This window comes from Enterobacter cloacae complex sp. 277I4 (assembly GCF_050031465.1).
GTDB lineage: Bacteria > Pseudomonadota > Gammaproteobacteria > Enterobacterales > Enterobacteriaceae > Enterobacter > Enterobacter cloacae.
The window spans coordinates 4995697-5010673 of the sequence record NZ_JBLGWC010000001.1 but is presented as its reverse complement, the minus strand read 5'-3'; the positions used below and the strand labels follow the sequence as shown (position 1 = coordinate 5010673).

Here is a 14977-nt window from a genome sequence, read left to right as displayed (position 1 = left end):
TTTGCGTTACTCTTTGGCCTCTACTGAAAACAGGGAACGCATTGTGAAAAAAATTATCTTACTGATTCTGATTGTTATCGCCCTTGCTGCGGGTGGCGTGTACTGGATGAAAGCAGGTAATCCGAATGCGTTGCGTCACATCGTGCTGGACCAGTGTGTGCCGAATCAGATCCAGCACCGCAATCCGGCGCCGTGTGCACAGGTGAAACCTGACGCGGGCTATGTGGTGTTCAAGGATCGCAACGGTCCGCTGCAGTACTTATTGATGCCCACCTACCGCCTCAACGGCACCGAAAGTCCGCTTCTGACAAAGCCTCAAACACCGAACTTCTTCTGGCTGGCATGGCAGGCCCGTAGCTTTATGAGCATGAAGCACGGATCCGAGGTGCCAGACAGCGCAATTTCATTGACCATCAACTCACCCACGGGCCGCACGCAGAATCATTTCCATATCCACATCTCCTGCCTGCGCCCGGACGTGCGCGAGAAGCTCAATGCCGCGCAGGGGCAAATCAGCACCCAATGGCTGCCACTTCCCGGTGGACTGGAAGGACATGAATATCTCGCCCGCCGGGTGACGGAGAACGAGCTGGTGCAGCGGAGTCCGTTTATGATGCTGGCGGAAGAGCTGCCGGAAGCGCGTGACCATATGGGGCGCTTCGCGCTGGCGATGGCCCAGCAGTCTGATGGCTCGTTTGTGTTGCTGGCAACCGAACGTAATCTGCTGATGCTTAACCGCGCGTCGGCTGAGGAATTGCAGGATCATCAATGCGATATCCTGAAGTGACCCCACCATAAATAGCGTTTACTCGTCCTGCCTGTCGCCGTAGACTTGCTGAAAAAAACGACAGGAGACAGGCATGTCGCTCTGGTTAACCCACCCTCTGTTTGTGCCCTCAGCGATCGTCGGCGTCACCATTGTGTTATGGGCGACGTCGCTATTGCCGGAATTCATTACCGCGCTGCTGTTCTTCACGGCAGCGATGACCGCCAGAATTGCCCCGCCGGAGGTCATTTTTGGCGGCTTTGCTTCGTCTGCCTTCTGGCTGGTGTTCAGCGGCTTTGTGCTTGGTGTGGCAATCCGGAAAACCGGTCTGGCTGACAGGGCTGCACGGGCGCTCTCCGCCCGGCTTACTGACTCCTGGGTGCTAATGGTGGCCAGCGTGGTTCTGCTGAGTTATGCCCTGGCGTTTGTGATGCCGTCGAACATGGGGCGTATCGCGCTGCTGATGCCCATCGTGGCCGCGATGGCAAAACGTGCCGGTATTGCCGACGGGTCGCGCGCCTGGTTTGGCCTGGCGCTGGCCGTTGGTTTCGGCACCTTCCAGCTTTCGGCCACCATCCTGCCTGCCAACGTTCCCAATCTGGTGATGAGCGGCGCGGCAGAGGGATCATACGGTATTCATCTGAACTACGTGCCTTATCTGCTGCTGCACACGCCCGTGCTCGGTATTCTCAAAGGGTTGATTCTGATTGGTTTAATCTGCTGGTTATTCCCCGGCAGCCCGAAGCCGCCCAGGGATCTGGCACCCGCTGAACCGATGGGGCGAGATGAAAAACGCCTTGCCTGGCTGCTGGCGGTGGTATTGGGAATGTGGGTGACGGAGAGCTGGCACGGTGTGGGGCCGGCATGGACCGGACTTGCGGCATCGGTCATTGTGATGCTGCCACGCGTAGGTTTTATCACCGGAGAAGAGTTCTCGGCGGGGGTGAATATGCGCACCTGTATTTATGTGGCAGGCATCCTCGGTTTGGCCATTGTGGTGACACAAACCGGTATCGGCCCGGCGGTGGGAGAGGCGTTGCTGAAGATAATGCCGCTGGACGCCGACAGACCGTTCACCAGTTTCCTGGCGCTGACCGGGATCACCACGGCACTGAACTTTATTATGACGGCTAACGGTGTTCCGGCGCTTTACACCACGCTGGCGCAGAATTTTTCAGAGGCGACGGGCTTTCCGCTATTGTCTGTCATCATGATTCAGGTGCTGGGCTATTCCACGCCGCTGCTGCCGTATCAGGCGTCGCCGATAGTGGTGGCGATGGGCTTAGGAAAGGTGCCTGCAAGGGCGGGGATGGTGCTCTGTCTGGCGCTGGCAATTGCCACGTATCTGGTGCTGCTGCCGCTGGATTATCTGTGGTTTAGCGTTTTAGGTCGTTTGTAGCGATTTTGTAGGGCGGGTAAGCGCAAGCGCCACCCGCCACAACAGCATTACGCCTGTTTAGCCGCTTCTGCCGCTTTAACGATCACCGCGAAAGCGTCAGCTTTCAGGGATGCACCGCCAACCAGCGCGCCATCGATGTCTGGCTGGGTGAACAGTTCTGCCGCGTTAGAGGCATTTACGGAACCGCCGTACTGGATGATGACCTGCTCTGCCACTTTCGCGTCGGCTTTCGCAATGTGGTCACGGATGAATTTGTGAACCGCCTGAGCCTGCGCTGGGGTTGCAGATTTGCCGGTACCGATCGCCCAGACTGGCTCGTAAGCGATAACCGCGCCTTCGAATGCTGCCGCGCCCTGCGTCTTCAGCACAGCGTCGATCTGACGTGCGCACACTTCTTCCGTTTTGCCTGCTTCGTTTTCTGCTTCGGTTTCACCGATGCACAGAACCGGGATCAGACCCTGCTCTTTCAGCACCGCAAATTTCTTCGCGATGAACTCGTCGGATTCTTTGTGGTAGGTGCGACGCTCAGAGTGGCCGATGATGATGTATTTGGCGCCGATATCTTTCAGCATTTCAGCGGAGGTTTCACCGGTGAATGCGCCAGACAGGTTAACGTCAACGTTCTGTGCGCCCAGAATGATGTGGCTGCCGTCAGCGGCACGTTTAGCCAGATCCAGGTACATATCCGGCGGAGCGATAGCAACCGCGCAGCCAGTCACGCCAGCCAGCTCTTTACGCAGGTTCGCAACCAGTTCGTTTACCATGTGGCGGCTGCCGTTCAGTTTCCAGTTACCCATCACTAAAGGATGTCGCATTTCAATTCTCCACGCTAAATAAGCGAATTAAGGAATATGGCCACCCTTACGGGCAGCATGGTCTGTGAATCAGTATAGAGATTTTCCCTCGAAAGGCTTTGCTTTTTGTCATTAATTCGCCCCTCCGAGTGTGTCAGATAGTGCCAGCTTAATCGGTTCAACAGCGAAGGTCAGGCCTTTTTCGCCGTTATCCGCCACCACATAGCGCACCGCGCCTTCGGTTTCGGTGTAATAGCGCTTGTTTTTACCCGTAACCAGCAGTTTTTGCAGCTTTTGTTGGCTCTGTTTTTTTGTCAGTGCGGGCGTAAATGCTTGCAGCACCGCGCTCATGTACTCCAGCGCCTTCGCCTTGGCGGCTTTCTGCTCTGGCCCCTGAATCGGCAGCCAGGTGATCTGCATACTTTTGATTTTTAGCGTACCGCGCTCCAGCGCAGTGGAAGCGTACAAGTTTTCGTTAATCTTGCTGGCGGCACGGGTCAGGTTTGGAGTATCGCGTGCGCCATCAATGGCGCGAAATTCATCCAGCGGCAGCGTTGGATTGGTTTTGTTAAACGTTTCACGAAACTGACTGATGGACTGATCGAACGATGGCGCACCCGCCAGGAGGTAGGGCGCGGTTGTCGGAGCAGGGGGTTCGGCGGCGTGCAGGGGGAGACCGGCGCTCAGCATCGCGAAACACAGGAAAAGAAGGTGTGCCGAATTTTTCATCAACATTGTCCCTGGCCGTAAGTGCTCATGATTAAATCGATATCTGGTCGGCTTGTCAAAAGGTCACAACTCCAGGGTAAAATGCGCACGATATGATAATAAGGAACCTTACATGACCATACAGCAGTGGTTGTTTTCATTCAAAGGGCGTATTGGACGCCGTGACTTCTGGATCTGGATGGCGACGTGGATTATCGCCATGCTGCTTCTGTTTTTTGTGGCCTATAACGCATGGCTGAGCACGCAAACCGCGGCGTTTGCGCTGGTTTGTTTACTGTGGCCAACCGCGGCCGTGGTGGTGAAACGCCTGCACGATCGCGGTCGTTCCGGTGCATGGGCTTTTCTGATTATTCTGGCGTGGATGCTGGTCGCCGGGAACTGGTCAATACTTCCGTCCATCCTCCCCTGGGTGGTGGGCAGACTGCTACCGACCATTATCTTTGTGATGATGGTTATCGATCTGGGTGCGTTCATCGGCACCCAGAGCGAAAACAAATACGGTAAAGACACTCTTGAGGTGAAATACCGCTGATCACCAGTAGTGTTCGGCGGTCATATGTCCCGGTCGGCGGCGAAGGTGTTTCGTCATCTGCCGGGTATCTTTCAGAAGCTGCTGAGTGTCCCGTACCATCTGCGGGTTACCACACAGCATCACGTGGCTGGTTTCGGCACGCATCGGCAAGCCAACGGCTTCTTCAAGGGCTCCACTCTCAATTAATGCCGGCACGCGGCCGGTCAGCGAACCTGCTGCCGTTTCGCGGCTCACCACGGTCTGGATTTTCAGCTTTCCGGCATACTGCCGCTCCAGCTCCTGCATCTGCGGCAGATAGCTTAAGTCTGCGGCGTAACGCGCGGCATGCACCAGCACGATGTTTTTAAACCGCTCCAGGTCTTTGCCGTACTGCAGAATGGAGAGATAGGGGCCGATGGCCGTGCCGGTTGCCAGCATCCACAGGGTTTCGCAGTCCGGAATTTCGTCCAGCACGAAGAAACCTGCTGCGTCACTCACAATCTGGACATCATCACCGGGTTTAAGCGCCGCCAGGCGCGGGCTGAGTTTGCCGTCCGGGACGGTAACCAGATAGAACTCGAGATCCGGATTATCGGGCGCGTTGACGTACGAGTAAGCGCGCTGCACGCGTTCGCCGTCGATATCCAGCCCCAGTTTGGCAAACTGTCCGGCCGTAAACGGATGGATGGGGGCGTGCACGGTGAGACTAAATAGCGCATCGGTCCAGAATTTTATCTTAGTGACTTTACCTGTTACCCAGTCCGCCATGATCTTCTCCTGTGCTGTTTCTCGGATCTATCTTCCGTATTTGTGATGAAGATATCCAGCCCATTCGGGCCGGAAAGCTCTATCGATCAAACGGTTTTACAGAATGTGCGTCTGTACGTCCGGGTCTTTACGGTCGAGATAGTGAATTGACTGAATGCGACGAATGGTGCGCGATTTGCCGCGGATCAGCAGCGTTTCCGTGGTCGCCATGTTGCCTTTGCGGGTGATGCCATCCAGCAGATCGCCTTTGGTGATGCCGGTCGCGGAGAAAACAACGTTGTCGCTGCGGGCCATTTCGTGAAGTGCGAGGACTTTATTGGCTTCGATACCCATTGCCTCACAGCGCGCCAGCTCATCTTCGCCAATGCGGCGATTCTCTTCGTTGTCGCCTTTGACCTCATGACGAGGCAGCAGGCGGGCCTGCATGTCGCCATCCAGCGCGCGGATCACCGCAGCAGAGACCACGCCTTCCGGCGCGCCGCCAATACCGTACAGGACATCCACTTCACTGTCTGGCATGCAGGTCAGAATGGAGGCCGCCACGTCGCCATCCGGGATGGCAAACACGCGTACGCCCAGCTTTTGCATCTGCGCGATGGTAGCGTCGTGACGCGGTTTCGCCAGAATGGTGACGGTGAGTTCGCTCAGCGGTTTGTTCAGCGCGCTGGCGACGTTACGCAGGTTCTCTTCCAGCGGCAGGCTGAGGTCGATGGCGCCTTTCGCGCCTGGACCGACAATCAGCTTTTCCATGTACATATCCGGTGCGTTGAGGAAGCAGCCTTTATCACCCACGGCCAGAACGGCCAGCGCGTTGGCCTGACCCATCGCCGTCATGCGTGTGCCTTCGATCGGGTCGACGGCGATATCCACGGCATCGCCTTTGCCGGTACCCACTTTTTCACCGATGTAGAGCATTGGCGCTTCGTCGATCTCGCCTTCGCCGATTACAATAGTGCCGTCAATATTGACCTGATTGAGGACAATGCGCATGGCATGGACAGCCGCACCGTCGGCGGTATTTTTGTCGCCACGGCCAAGCCATTTATAGCCTGCCAGGGCAGCGGCTTCGGTAACGCGGGAAAACTCGATAGCAAGTTCACGTTTCATGAGGTACTCGTGCAATCAAAAGGAATTGCACGAAGTTTATCACAGAGTGGGGCGAGGCGAGGGGACCGGTGCAGCCGGAGCCCCTCACCCTGACCCTCTCCCCGGGGGCTGAGGGTTCCCCAGAAAAATGAAAAGCACGATGAAGTGTGATCTACTGGTTGCGCTAACAAATCAGAAGAGACCTCATCGTGCCTTTACAGACAGTCTGCCAGAAATTTTTCTCCGCGTCTTTACCGGACGTTCACAGCTTCCGGATTAATGTCCTTGTTTCCATGGCCGTTGCCCTCACGCACGGTGCGGATCTGACCCTGACCAGCCTTGGTCGCTCTCTTCCCGGCAGGGCGCACGTCAAAAATAAAATTAAACGTGTTGACCGTGCCCTGGGTAATACCGCCCTTCACCGGGATATTCCCCGTATTCAGCACCTGCTCACACATACCATCACCTCCCTGATGCCCTTCTGTGTGATTGCTGTCGACTGGACAGGCTGGCATGACAGGAACTGGTATCTTCTGCGGGCAAGCCTGGTCTGTAATGGTCGCTCACTGCCGCTTATGAGTGAGGTTGTCCCCGCAGAGCTGGCGCAGAACAGTGATGTACAGTGCCGCTTCCTTGACCGCCTGCATGATGCCATCCCGAAAGATAAAGCCGTCACCATCATTACGGATGCAGGCTTCCGGACAGACTGGTTCCGGCATGTCAGCCAGCTGGGCTGGAGCTTCACCGGCAGGGTCAGGGGCTGCATCAGCTTCCGGCTGGACGGAGATAAAAAATGGATGAAAATCAGTGAGCTTGAGGCTACCGGACAACCGGTCTGCGTGGGTTACGGTGTCCTGTCCCGTAAACCACGAACGCCCTGTTACGGCCGGTTCTATCTGCATAAGCGCCCTGACGCAGGGCGTCAGGGAAAAGGGGGGATGCCGAAAACACAGCGGGAACACCGCAGTAGCGCGCGGGAGCCCTGGCTGCTGTTCAGTAATGCAGAGGGACTGGAGCCGCACCAGATAATGGCCCTGTACAGCCGCAGAATGCAGATAGAACAAAACTTCCGGGACGACAAAAGTCCACGCTTCGGGTTCGGTCTGAGGCTGAGCCGGAGTCAGGGAAAAGGGCGACTGGAAGTGCTGAATATGGTCGCGGCAATGGCAAGCCTGGTGATGTGGCTGGCAGGTTACAGGGCAGAAAGGCAGTGTTTACACTGGCACTATCAGGCAAGCAGCATCAGGCACAGACGGGTGCTGTCATACCTGAGTCTGGCAGAAGAAGTCATCCGGCATGAGCCCGGGAAAGTGAGACGGCTGAATATAGTTAACGAGATGAAAAAGCTGGGAAAAGAGTACAGTAATATGGTCATGGTGGCATGACCATATTACAGGGGATCCCTCAGCCCACAGGGAGAGGGATCCCCTGTAATTTTTTACCGGAAGCGATGAATGTTTTTTCAGGAAAATGAATGACTTACAACGAAGCCCTGGTCCGACTGTAAATCGCAGAGGCGTTTCCTGCAGGCCGGGGCGAGGCGCATGGATGCGCCGAGAGGGCGGCTTTACAGGGACGTTACATCCGCCCGTCCCCGATAAGCCGGAAGGAATAAGCCGAGGGCACCGCGAAGCGGCGATTTACCGCCGGGAGCCCGGGTCGCCAGGGCGGTGGCGATTGAGCCGCCCAGGCACGTTCACAAGTCATGCCGTTACAGAGTAGCAAGGAACATAAAGTGAACGGAATGACCTCTACAGCCATATGTTCCCCCTCACCCCAGCCCTCTCCCTCAAGGGAGAGGGGGTCCTCCGTGCAGGCATTATTTTATGGGGATCCCTCAACCCCGGGGGAGAGGGAATGTATGATTACTCTTCGTGCTCTTCCCACGCCAGGGCGCGTTTCACCGCTTTCTTCCAGCCGCTGTAGCGGTAGTTACGCTCGGTGGTTTCGATGCCAGGGCGGAATTCACGTTCGATAACTGCTTTTTCCTGCAGCTCGTCCAGATTCTGCCAGAAGCCGACCGCCAGACCCGCAAGGTACGCCGCACCCAGCGCGGTCACTTCGCGCACTTCCGGGCGTTCCACGCGGGTGCCCAGAATGTCGGACTGGAACTGCATCAGGAAGTTGTTCGCGACCGCACCGCCGTCCACGCGCAGAGCGTGCAGACGGATGCCGGAGTCAGCCTGCATCGCTTCCAGTACGTCGCGCGTCTGGTAAGCGATAGATTCCAGGGTGGCGCGAATAATGTGGTTAGCATTCACACCACGCGTCAGGCCGAAAATCGCGCCGCGTGCATACGGATCCCAGTACGGTGCGCCCAGACCGGTAAACGCAGGTACCACGTACACGCCGTTGGTATCCTTCACTTTGGTGGCGAAGTACTCGGAGTCGAACGCATCGCTGATAAGCTTCATCTCGTCGCGCAGCCACTGGATGGATGCACCCGCCATGAACACCGCACCTTCCAGCGCATAGTTCACTTCACCGCGTGGGCCGCAGGCGATGGTGGTCAGTAGACCGTTTTCTGATTTCACCGCTTTCTCGCCGGTGTTCATCAGCATAAAGCAGCCGGTACCGTAGGTGTTTTTCGCCATCCCTTCTTTAACGCACAGCTGGCCGAACAGCGCCGCCTGCTGGTCACCGGCGATACCGGCGATAGGAATACGCGTGCCGCCTTTACCACCGATGTTGGTCTGACCGTACACTTCAGAAGATTTACGTACTTCTGGCAGCATAGCGCGTGGAATATCCAGCGCGTCCAGCATCTTGTCATCCCACTCCAGCGTGTTGATGTTGAACAGCATGGTGCGCGAGGCGTTGGTGTAGTCCGTGACGTGGACGCGACCCTGGGTCATCTTCCAGATAAGCCAGGTATCGACGGTACCGAACAGCAGTTCGCCGCGTTTTGCACGCTCACGTGAACCTTCCACGTGGTCAAGGATCCACTTCACTTTGGTACCCGAGAAATACGGGTCGACCACCAGGCCCGTGGCGCTGCGGACGTACTCTTCCATACCGTCGCGCTTCAGCTGTTCGCAAATCTCTGACGTACGACGACACTGCCAGACGATGGCGTTATAAATTGGCTTGCCGGTTTCACGTTCCCAGACGATTGTCGTTTCACGCTGGTTGGTAATACCAATCGCGGCTATTTCGTCAGAACTGATATCGGCTTTCGCCAGCACTTCGACCAGCGTGGAGCTTTGCGATGCCCAGATCTCCATCGGGTCGTGCTCTACCCAGCCTGGACGAGGATAGATTTGCTCAAATTCACGCTGTGACACGCTGACAATGTTCGCGTCATGATCCATTACGACAGCGCGGGAGCTGGTGGTGCCCTGGTCGAGCGCAACGATATATTTTTTTTCGGTCATGGTGTAAGTCCCGTAGTCAGATTACAGCGAAGCTTTTTGTTGTGCGGTAGAAGTCGTCTCTTTCTCCTCGTCCACACAGGTGTCGCACGGTAAGTGGCGACCAATTAATTTGCGATAGCTAAACGCACCCAGCGCAGCCCCGACAACCGGCGCAAACAGCGGAACCAGGAAGTAAGGAATGTCTTTGCCACCGGTGAAGGCCACGTCGCCCCAGCCTGCGATAAAGGCGAACGCTTTTGGTCCGATATCACGCGCCGGGTTCATCGCGAAGCCGGTCAGCGGGCCCATGGATGCGCCGATCACCGCAATCAGCAGGCCAATCAGCAGAGGTGCCAGCGGGCCGCGCGGAATGCCGTTTCCGTCGTCGGTCAGCGCCAGGATAACGCCCATCAGAATAGCGGTAATCACCATTTCAACTGCGAACGCCTGCACAAAATTGATATGCGGGTTTGGATATGTAGAGAAGATACCTGCCAGATCCAGACTTTCGACGCTGCCGCGCACCATATGATGCGTCTGTTCGAAGTCGATGAAAAGATTGTAATAAAGCCCGTAAACTAACGCCGCTGCGCAAAACGCGCCGGCAAATTGAGAAATAATGAAAGGAACAACTTTGCGTCCGTCGAAGCACGCGAACAGCCACAGTGCGATGGTCACCGCCGGGTTAAGATGTGCGCCAGAAACCCCTGCAGTCAGGTAGATGGCCATTGCCACACCCAGACCCCAGATAATACTGATTTCCCACTGACCAAAACTGGCACCCGCCACTTTCAGTGCAGCAACACAGCCCACTCCGAAGAATATCAACAACCCGGTACCAAGGAACTCGGCAATGCACTGGCCTTTTAAGGTTGATGTCTGACTCATAATCGGAATCCTGAAGAGATTGATGTTTATTGTTAGCATGGCCGCCCGTGACAGCCATGATGTCCTGTAGACATAGTGTTAATTTATCGTTAACGAGCAAAAACGAGAAATATCGAAATCAAAATGTGTGGTCTGCGTCAATAAAATGAGCGTTTACGCGCCATAAAGCGCATTTTTGCATCAGCGCGAGAGTGTGAGCTGAATCATTTCATTAACTAATGAGTTAACAACTTAGGGGTAATTGCCGCGAACGCACCAGGACGAGGCCGAAAAGTGTTGCAAACCGCGATCTGCGCGGTGTGTCGCTGGACAGGGGCGACGGGGCTTCATACAATCGGCATAGATGTTGTGCGCGTTTACGTTAAAGCGTCGCCTTGCAATTCAGGAGAGGTAGGATCATGTCTTTAGAAGTGTTTGAGAAACTGGAATCGAAAGTACAGCAGGCGATTGACACCATCACGCTGCTGCAGATGGAAATTGAAGAGCTGAAAGAAAAGAACAACAGCCTGGCGCAAGAAGTGCAGACAGCTCAGCACGGCCGTGAAGAACTGGAGCGCGAAAATAACCAGCTGCGTGAACAGCAGAACGGCTGGCAGGAACGTCTGCAGGCACTGCTGGGACGTATGGAAGAGGTTTAATTCCCCTGGGATTGAACTGAGTAGGCCGGGTAAGTCGAAGCCGCCACCCGGCTTTTTTATGGTTATCGCGAATGGGTAATAACCATAAAAAAGGCCGCCCAAGGCGGCCTTAACGCTACTTGTCCTGCGCTGTCGTAGCAAAAGCAAAGAACACATTGGGTTCATCACTCTTCACAACGAGTACGCTGGCGACAATGAACGCGATACATAAATAGCGTTTCATTATGCGGTCCCTGCAGCTAACCGCTCCACCGTTCACCACCGGTGATAAGTCGGTGGACACAAGCCCTGGTATTAGCCTGTTTTACGGTTGTGAATACACCTTTCCCTGGACCGATGCCCATTTGCGAGATGGCGGAAAGGGACGCTGCATCATAATAAGCAGCAACCGTGGTGTTAAGGTATTCATAAACAATTAGGATTTTATAAAGCTTCTGAGGGGTTGCCCAAGGTTTGGACGAGAGTATGATGAAGATCCTTGGTGTTAGCCTGCAAGCCTTCCCAACGGACCGCGAATCCCGAGGGACAAAAAAACCGCCACATTGCTGTTGGCGGTTTTTTTATGGCGCTCGCTTACTGTTTACTACTCAATATCCAGCGGATCTTCGGAGAGGATAATGCCGGTGTTATCGGCATAGAGATGGTCGCCAGAGAAGAAGGTTACGCCGCCGAAATTGACGCGGATATCGCTTTCACCAATGCCTTCACCCGCGGCGCCTACCGGAATGGCGGCAATCGCCTGAATGCCGATATCGAGGTCTTCCAGATCGTCCACCTGGCGGACTGAACCGTAGACCACAATGCCTTCCCATTCGTTTTGCACGGCAATTCCGGCCAGTTCCGCGTCAATCAATGCACGACGTACGGAGCCGCCGCCATCAACCAGCAACACGCGACCACGACCGTTCTGTTCGAGCAGATCGTACAGCAACCCGTTATCCTCGAAACATTTCACCGTGATGATTTGTCCGCCAAACGAAGACCGTCCACCAAAGTTGGAGAACAGCGGTTCAACGACGTTGACATCTTCCTGGTAGATGTCACAAAGCTCGGAGGTATCGTATTTCATAGGTTTAACGCTCTGTTGCTGCGAATGTGTTCAGTATATCGTGCGAAATGCGTTGTTGGCAAAATCATCAATTGTTAATTGATATTTGTCAGTTAACTCAGCGTCTGGCTCAGGACAATCCCTATCACGAACAACAGGTTAGTGAGCAATGCGCCTTTTACCGTGCGCTCAAGCATCGGTGGCATGGCTGCCGGGCTGAGCTCACGCATCACAAAGCGGGCCTGTTTAATCAGCAGCGGCGCGGCGAGCACAAACAGCCAGCCCCAGAGACTATGCAGCGAGATCAGGTTGAACAGTGCGAGGCAGAGCAGGGCGCCCATTAGCAGGCAGGCATGATAGCGACGCGCGTTAACCGGCCCCAGACGCACGGCCAGCGTGTTTTTGCCGTTCTCACGGTCGCTGTCGATATCGCGCAGATTGTTGATGTTAAGTACCGCCGTTGCCAGCAGACCGCAGGCGGTGGCGGGCAGGAACAGGGCAGGGATAAGCGTATGCGCCTGTAAGTACCAGCTGCCCATCACGCTCAGCCAGCCAAAAAATACCAGCACGGAAATATCACCCAGGCCGATATAACCGTAAGGGCGCGTGCCGACGGTATAGGTAATGGCGGCGATAATAGCGAGCAGGCCCAGCACCAGAAAACCAATGAAATCACTGGTGGTTTTCGAGGCGACCGTCACCAGCGCGAGGCCGGATAAACAAATCAGTACCACGGTGATAATCAACGCGCGCTTCATCTGTGCCTGCGTAATCACCCCTTTCTGCATCCCGCGCAGAGGGCCGATACGGTCAGGCTTATCACTACCTTTAACCGCATCGCCGTAGTCGTTGGCGAGATTAGAGAGGATCTGCAACAAACCGGCTGTGACCAGCGCCAGCACGGCAACCAGCGGATTGAAATACCCCTGCCACCAGGCAAGGACGGTACCGACGATAATCGCGGCAAAGGCCAGAGGAAGGGTTTTAGGGCGCAGACTTTCGAGCCACGCCTGAGTACGGCTGATATCAGTCATAGTTATTAAGCCAAAAAAATGGGGGCATTAGCCCCCATTAAATGTGATGAGAATGCAGTAACCGCGATTATAGGATAAAACGGCTCAGATCTTCATCTGCCACTAACGCATCCAGGTGTTTGCCCACATATTCTGCGTCAATGGTAATGGTTTGACCGTTCAGGTCGCTCGCATCATAAGAGATATCTTCCATCAGGCGTTCCAGCACCGTGTGCAGACGACGCGCACCGATGTTCTCGGTGGTTTCGTTGACCTGCCAGGCCGCCTGGGCGATGCGTTTGATACCGTCTTCGGTGAACTCAATGTTCACGCCTTCGGTCGCCATCAGCGCTTTGTACTGTACGGTCACAGACGCGTTTGGCTCGGTCAGGATACGTTCGAAATCTTCAGTGGTCAGCGCCTGCAGCTCAACGCGGATAGGCAGACGACCCTGCAGTTCCGGGATCAGGTCAGACGGGCTGGCAATCTGGAACGCACCGGACGCGATAAACAGGATGTGGTCCGTTTTAACCATGCCGTGCTTGGTGGAGACGGTGCAGCCTTCTACCAGCGGCAACAGGTCGCGCTGCACGCCTTCACGGGAGACGTCCGGGCCGGACGCGTTACCGCGCTTACAGATCTTATCGATTTCGTCGATAAACACGATACCGTGCTGCTCAACCGCGTCGATCGCATCCTGCTTCAGCTCTTCCGGGTTCACCAGCTTTGCTGCTTCTTCTTCAATCAGCAGCTTCATCGCATCTTTGATTTTCAGCTTACGCGCTTTCTGTTTCTGACCGCCCAGGTTCTGGAACATGGACTGCAGCTGGCTGGTCATCTCCTCCATGCCAGGAGGTGCCATGATTTCCACACCCATTGGCGCGGCGGCGAGATCGATCTCAATCTCTTTGTCATCCAGCTGGCCTTCGCGCAGCTTTTTGCGGAATGCCTGACGTGCCGCAGACGGTTCAGCCTGCTGTTCAGCCTGGCCCCAGTTGTTTTTCGCCGGCGGGATCAGCACGTCAAGAATACGCTCTTCAGCCATCTCTTCCGCGCGATAGCGGTTTTTCTCGATCGCCTGAACGCGAACCATCTTGATTGCCGAGTCGGTCAGATCGCGGATGATAGAGTCAACTTCTTTACCTACATAGCCCACTTCGGTGAACTTAGTGGCTTCAACTTTGATGAACGGCGCGTTAGCCAGTTTAGCCAGACGGCGCGCGATTTCGGTTTTACCGACACCGGTTGGGCCGATCATCAGAATGTTTTTTGGCGTCACTTCATGGCGCAGCTCTTCGTCGAGCTGCATGCGGCGCCAGCGGTTACGCAGAGCAATAGCCACGGAACGCTTGGCGTTATCCTGGCCGATAATATGTTTGTCCAGTTCGCTGACAATTTCGCGTGGGGTCATTTCAGACATGGGAGATCCTTACGCTTTAGAGGTCAATTCTTCGATGGTGTGGTTGTGGTTGGTATAGATGCAGATATCACCCGCAATATCCAACGCCTTCACAGCGATATCACGCGCATTCATGTCGGTATTCTCCAACAGTGCGCGAGCCGCAGCCTGGGCATAAGGGCCGCCAGAGCCGATGGCAATCAGGTCGTTTTCTGGCTGAATGACGTCACCGTTACCGGTGATGATCAGCGATGCGGTTTCATCGGCCACGGCCAGCAGCGCTTCGAGTTTGCGCAGCATGCGGTCGGTTCGCCAGTCTTTCGCCAGCTCAACGGCGGCTTTCACCAGATGACCCTGGTGCATTTCCAGTTTACGTTCAAACAGTTCAAACAGCGTGAAAGCATCAGCCGTGCCGCCTGCAAAACCGGCGATCACTTTGTCGTTGTATAAACGACGGACTTTTTTCACGTTGCCTTTCATTACGGTATTACCCAGCGTGGCCTGGCCATCACCGGCGATTACCACGTGGCCGTTACGGCGTACACTTACTATTGTTGTCACGAGCAGACCCCCTGGTTACAGAAT

General features: G+C 55.4%; 15 protein-coding genes. 5 read left to right on the top strand and 10 right to left on the bottom strand.

What is annotated here, in order from left to right:
- Positions 1–43: 43 nt before the first annotated feature.
- Positions 44–787, top strand: a complete 744-nt coding sequence (locus tag ACQG19_RS24360; RefSeq protein WP_102751769.1) for a CDP-diacylglycerol diphosphatase — start codon at positions 44–46, stop codon at positions 785–787.
- Positions 788–860: 73 nt separating this feature from the next.
- Positions 861–2165, top strand: coding sequence for an SLC13 family permease (locus tag ACQG19_RS24355; RefSeq protein ID WP_013099324.1), 1305 nt, complete (start codon positions 861–863; stop codon positions 2163–2165).
- Between the two features lie 47 nt (positions 2166–2212).
- Here the strand turns inward: ACQG19_RS24355 and tpiA are convergent, their stop codons facing one another.
- Both tpiA and ACQG19_RS24345 read right to left on the bottom strand, forming a co-directional pair.
- On the bottom strand, positions 2213–2980 hold the full coding sequence (tpiA, locus tag ACQG19_RS24350; RefSeq protein ID WP_003862019.1) for a triose-phosphate isomerase: 768 nt from the start codon (positions 2978–2980) through the stop codon (positions 2213–2215).
- Between the two features lie 111 nt (positions 2981–3091).
- Positions 3092–3688 carry a DUF1454 family protein gene (locus ACQG19_RS24345; protein ID WP_013099322.1) on the bottom strand — a complete coding sequence of 199 codons (597 nt, stop codon included), beginning with the start codon at positions 3686–3688 and terminating at the stop codon, positions 3092–3094.
- Positions 3689–3800: 112 nt separating this feature from the next.
- Between ACQG19_RS24345 and ACQG19_RS24340 the strand changes: the two genes are divergently transcribed.
- Positions 3801–4220 (top strand): DUF805 domain-containing protein, encoded by a 420-nt coding sequence (locus ACQG19_RS24340; RefSeq protein ID WP_020686904.1) that lies wholly within the window; start codon positions 3801–3803, stop codon positions 4218–4220.
- Here the strand turns inward: ACQG19_RS24340 and fpr are convergent, their stop codons facing one another.
- Both fpr and glpX read right to left on the bottom strand, forming a co-directional pair.
- Positions 4221–4967, bottom strand: a complete 747-nt coding sequence (fpr, locus tag ACQG19_RS24335) for a ferredoxin--NADP(+) reductase (RefSeq protein WP_013099320.1) — start codon at positions 4965–4967, stop codon at positions 4221–4223.
- Between the two features lie 96 nt (positions 4968–5063).
- On the bottom strand, positions 5064–6074 hold the full coding sequence (glpX, locus tag ACQG19_RS24330) for a class II fructose-bisphosphatase (RefSeq protein ID WP_013099319.1): 1011 nt from the start codon (positions 6072–6074) through the stop codon (positions 5064–5066).
- A 188-nt stretch (positions 6075–6262) separates the two neighbouring features.
- On the opposite strand from glpX, the gene ACQG19_RS24325 reads away from it, so the two are divergent.
- On the top strand, positions 6263–7438 hold the full coding sequence (locus ACQG19_RS24325) for an IS4 family transposase (protein ID WP_013095093.1): 1176 nt from the start codon (positions 6263–6265) through the stop codon (positions 7436–7438).
- 480 nt (positions 7439–7918) lie between these two features.
- On the opposite strand, the gene glpK is transcribed toward ACQG19_RS24325, so the two are convergent.
- Together glpK and ACQG19_RS24315 are read right to left on the bottom strand one after the other, a co-directional pair.
- Positions 7919–9427, bottom strand: a complete 1509-nt coding sequence (gene glpK, locus ACQG19_RS24320; protein ID WP_038420817.1) for a glycerol kinase GlpK — start codon at positions 9425–9427, stop codon at positions 7919–7921.
- 21 nt (positions 9428–9448) lie between these two features.
- Complete coding sequence (locus ACQG19_RS24315) at positions 9449–10294, bottom strand: MIP/aquaporin family protein (protein ID WP_013099317.1); 846 nt, start codon at positions 10292–10294, stop codon at positions 9449–9451.
- Between the two features lie 398 nt (positions 10295–10692).
- On the opposite strand from ACQG19_RS24315, the gene zapB reads away from it, so the two are divergent.
- Complete coding sequence (gene zapB, locus ACQG19_RS24310; RefSeq protein ID WP_013099316.1) at positions 10693–10932, top strand: septal ring assembly protein ZapB; 240 nt, start codon at positions 10693–10695, stop codon at positions 10930–10932.
- A 583-nt stretch (positions 10933–11515) separates the two neighbouring features.
- Here the strand turns inward: zapB and rraA are convergent.
- The 4 genes from rraA to hslV form a co-directional block, all read right to left on the bottom strand.
- Complete coding sequence (gene rraA, locus ACQG19_RS24305) at positions 11516–12001, bottom strand: ribonuclease E activity regulator RraA (protein WP_013099315.1); 486 nt, start codon at positions 11999–12001, stop codon at positions 11516–11518.
- Positions 12002–12093: 92 nt separating this feature from the next.
- Positions 12094–13014, bottom strand: a complete 921-nt coding sequence (menA, locus tag ACQG19_RS24300) for a 1,4-dihydroxy-2-naphthoate polyprenyltransferase (protein ID WP_013099314.1) — start codon at positions 13012–13014, stop codon at positions 12094–12096.
- 67 nt (positions 13015–13081) lie between these two features.
- On the bottom strand, positions 13082–14413 hold the full coding sequence (gene hslU / locus ACQG19_RS24295; protein ID WP_013099313.1) for an HslU--HslV peptidase ATPase subunit: 1332 nt from the start codon (positions 14411–14413) through the stop codon (positions 13082–13084).
- Positions 14414–14422: 9 nt separating this feature from the next.
- Entirely contained in the window at positions 14423–14953 is a 531-nt protein-coding gene (hslV, locus tag ACQG19_RS24290) for an ATP-dependent protease subunit HslV (protein ID WP_008501802.1), read from the bottom strand.
- Between the last annotated feature and the right edge of the window lie 24 nt (positions 14954–14977).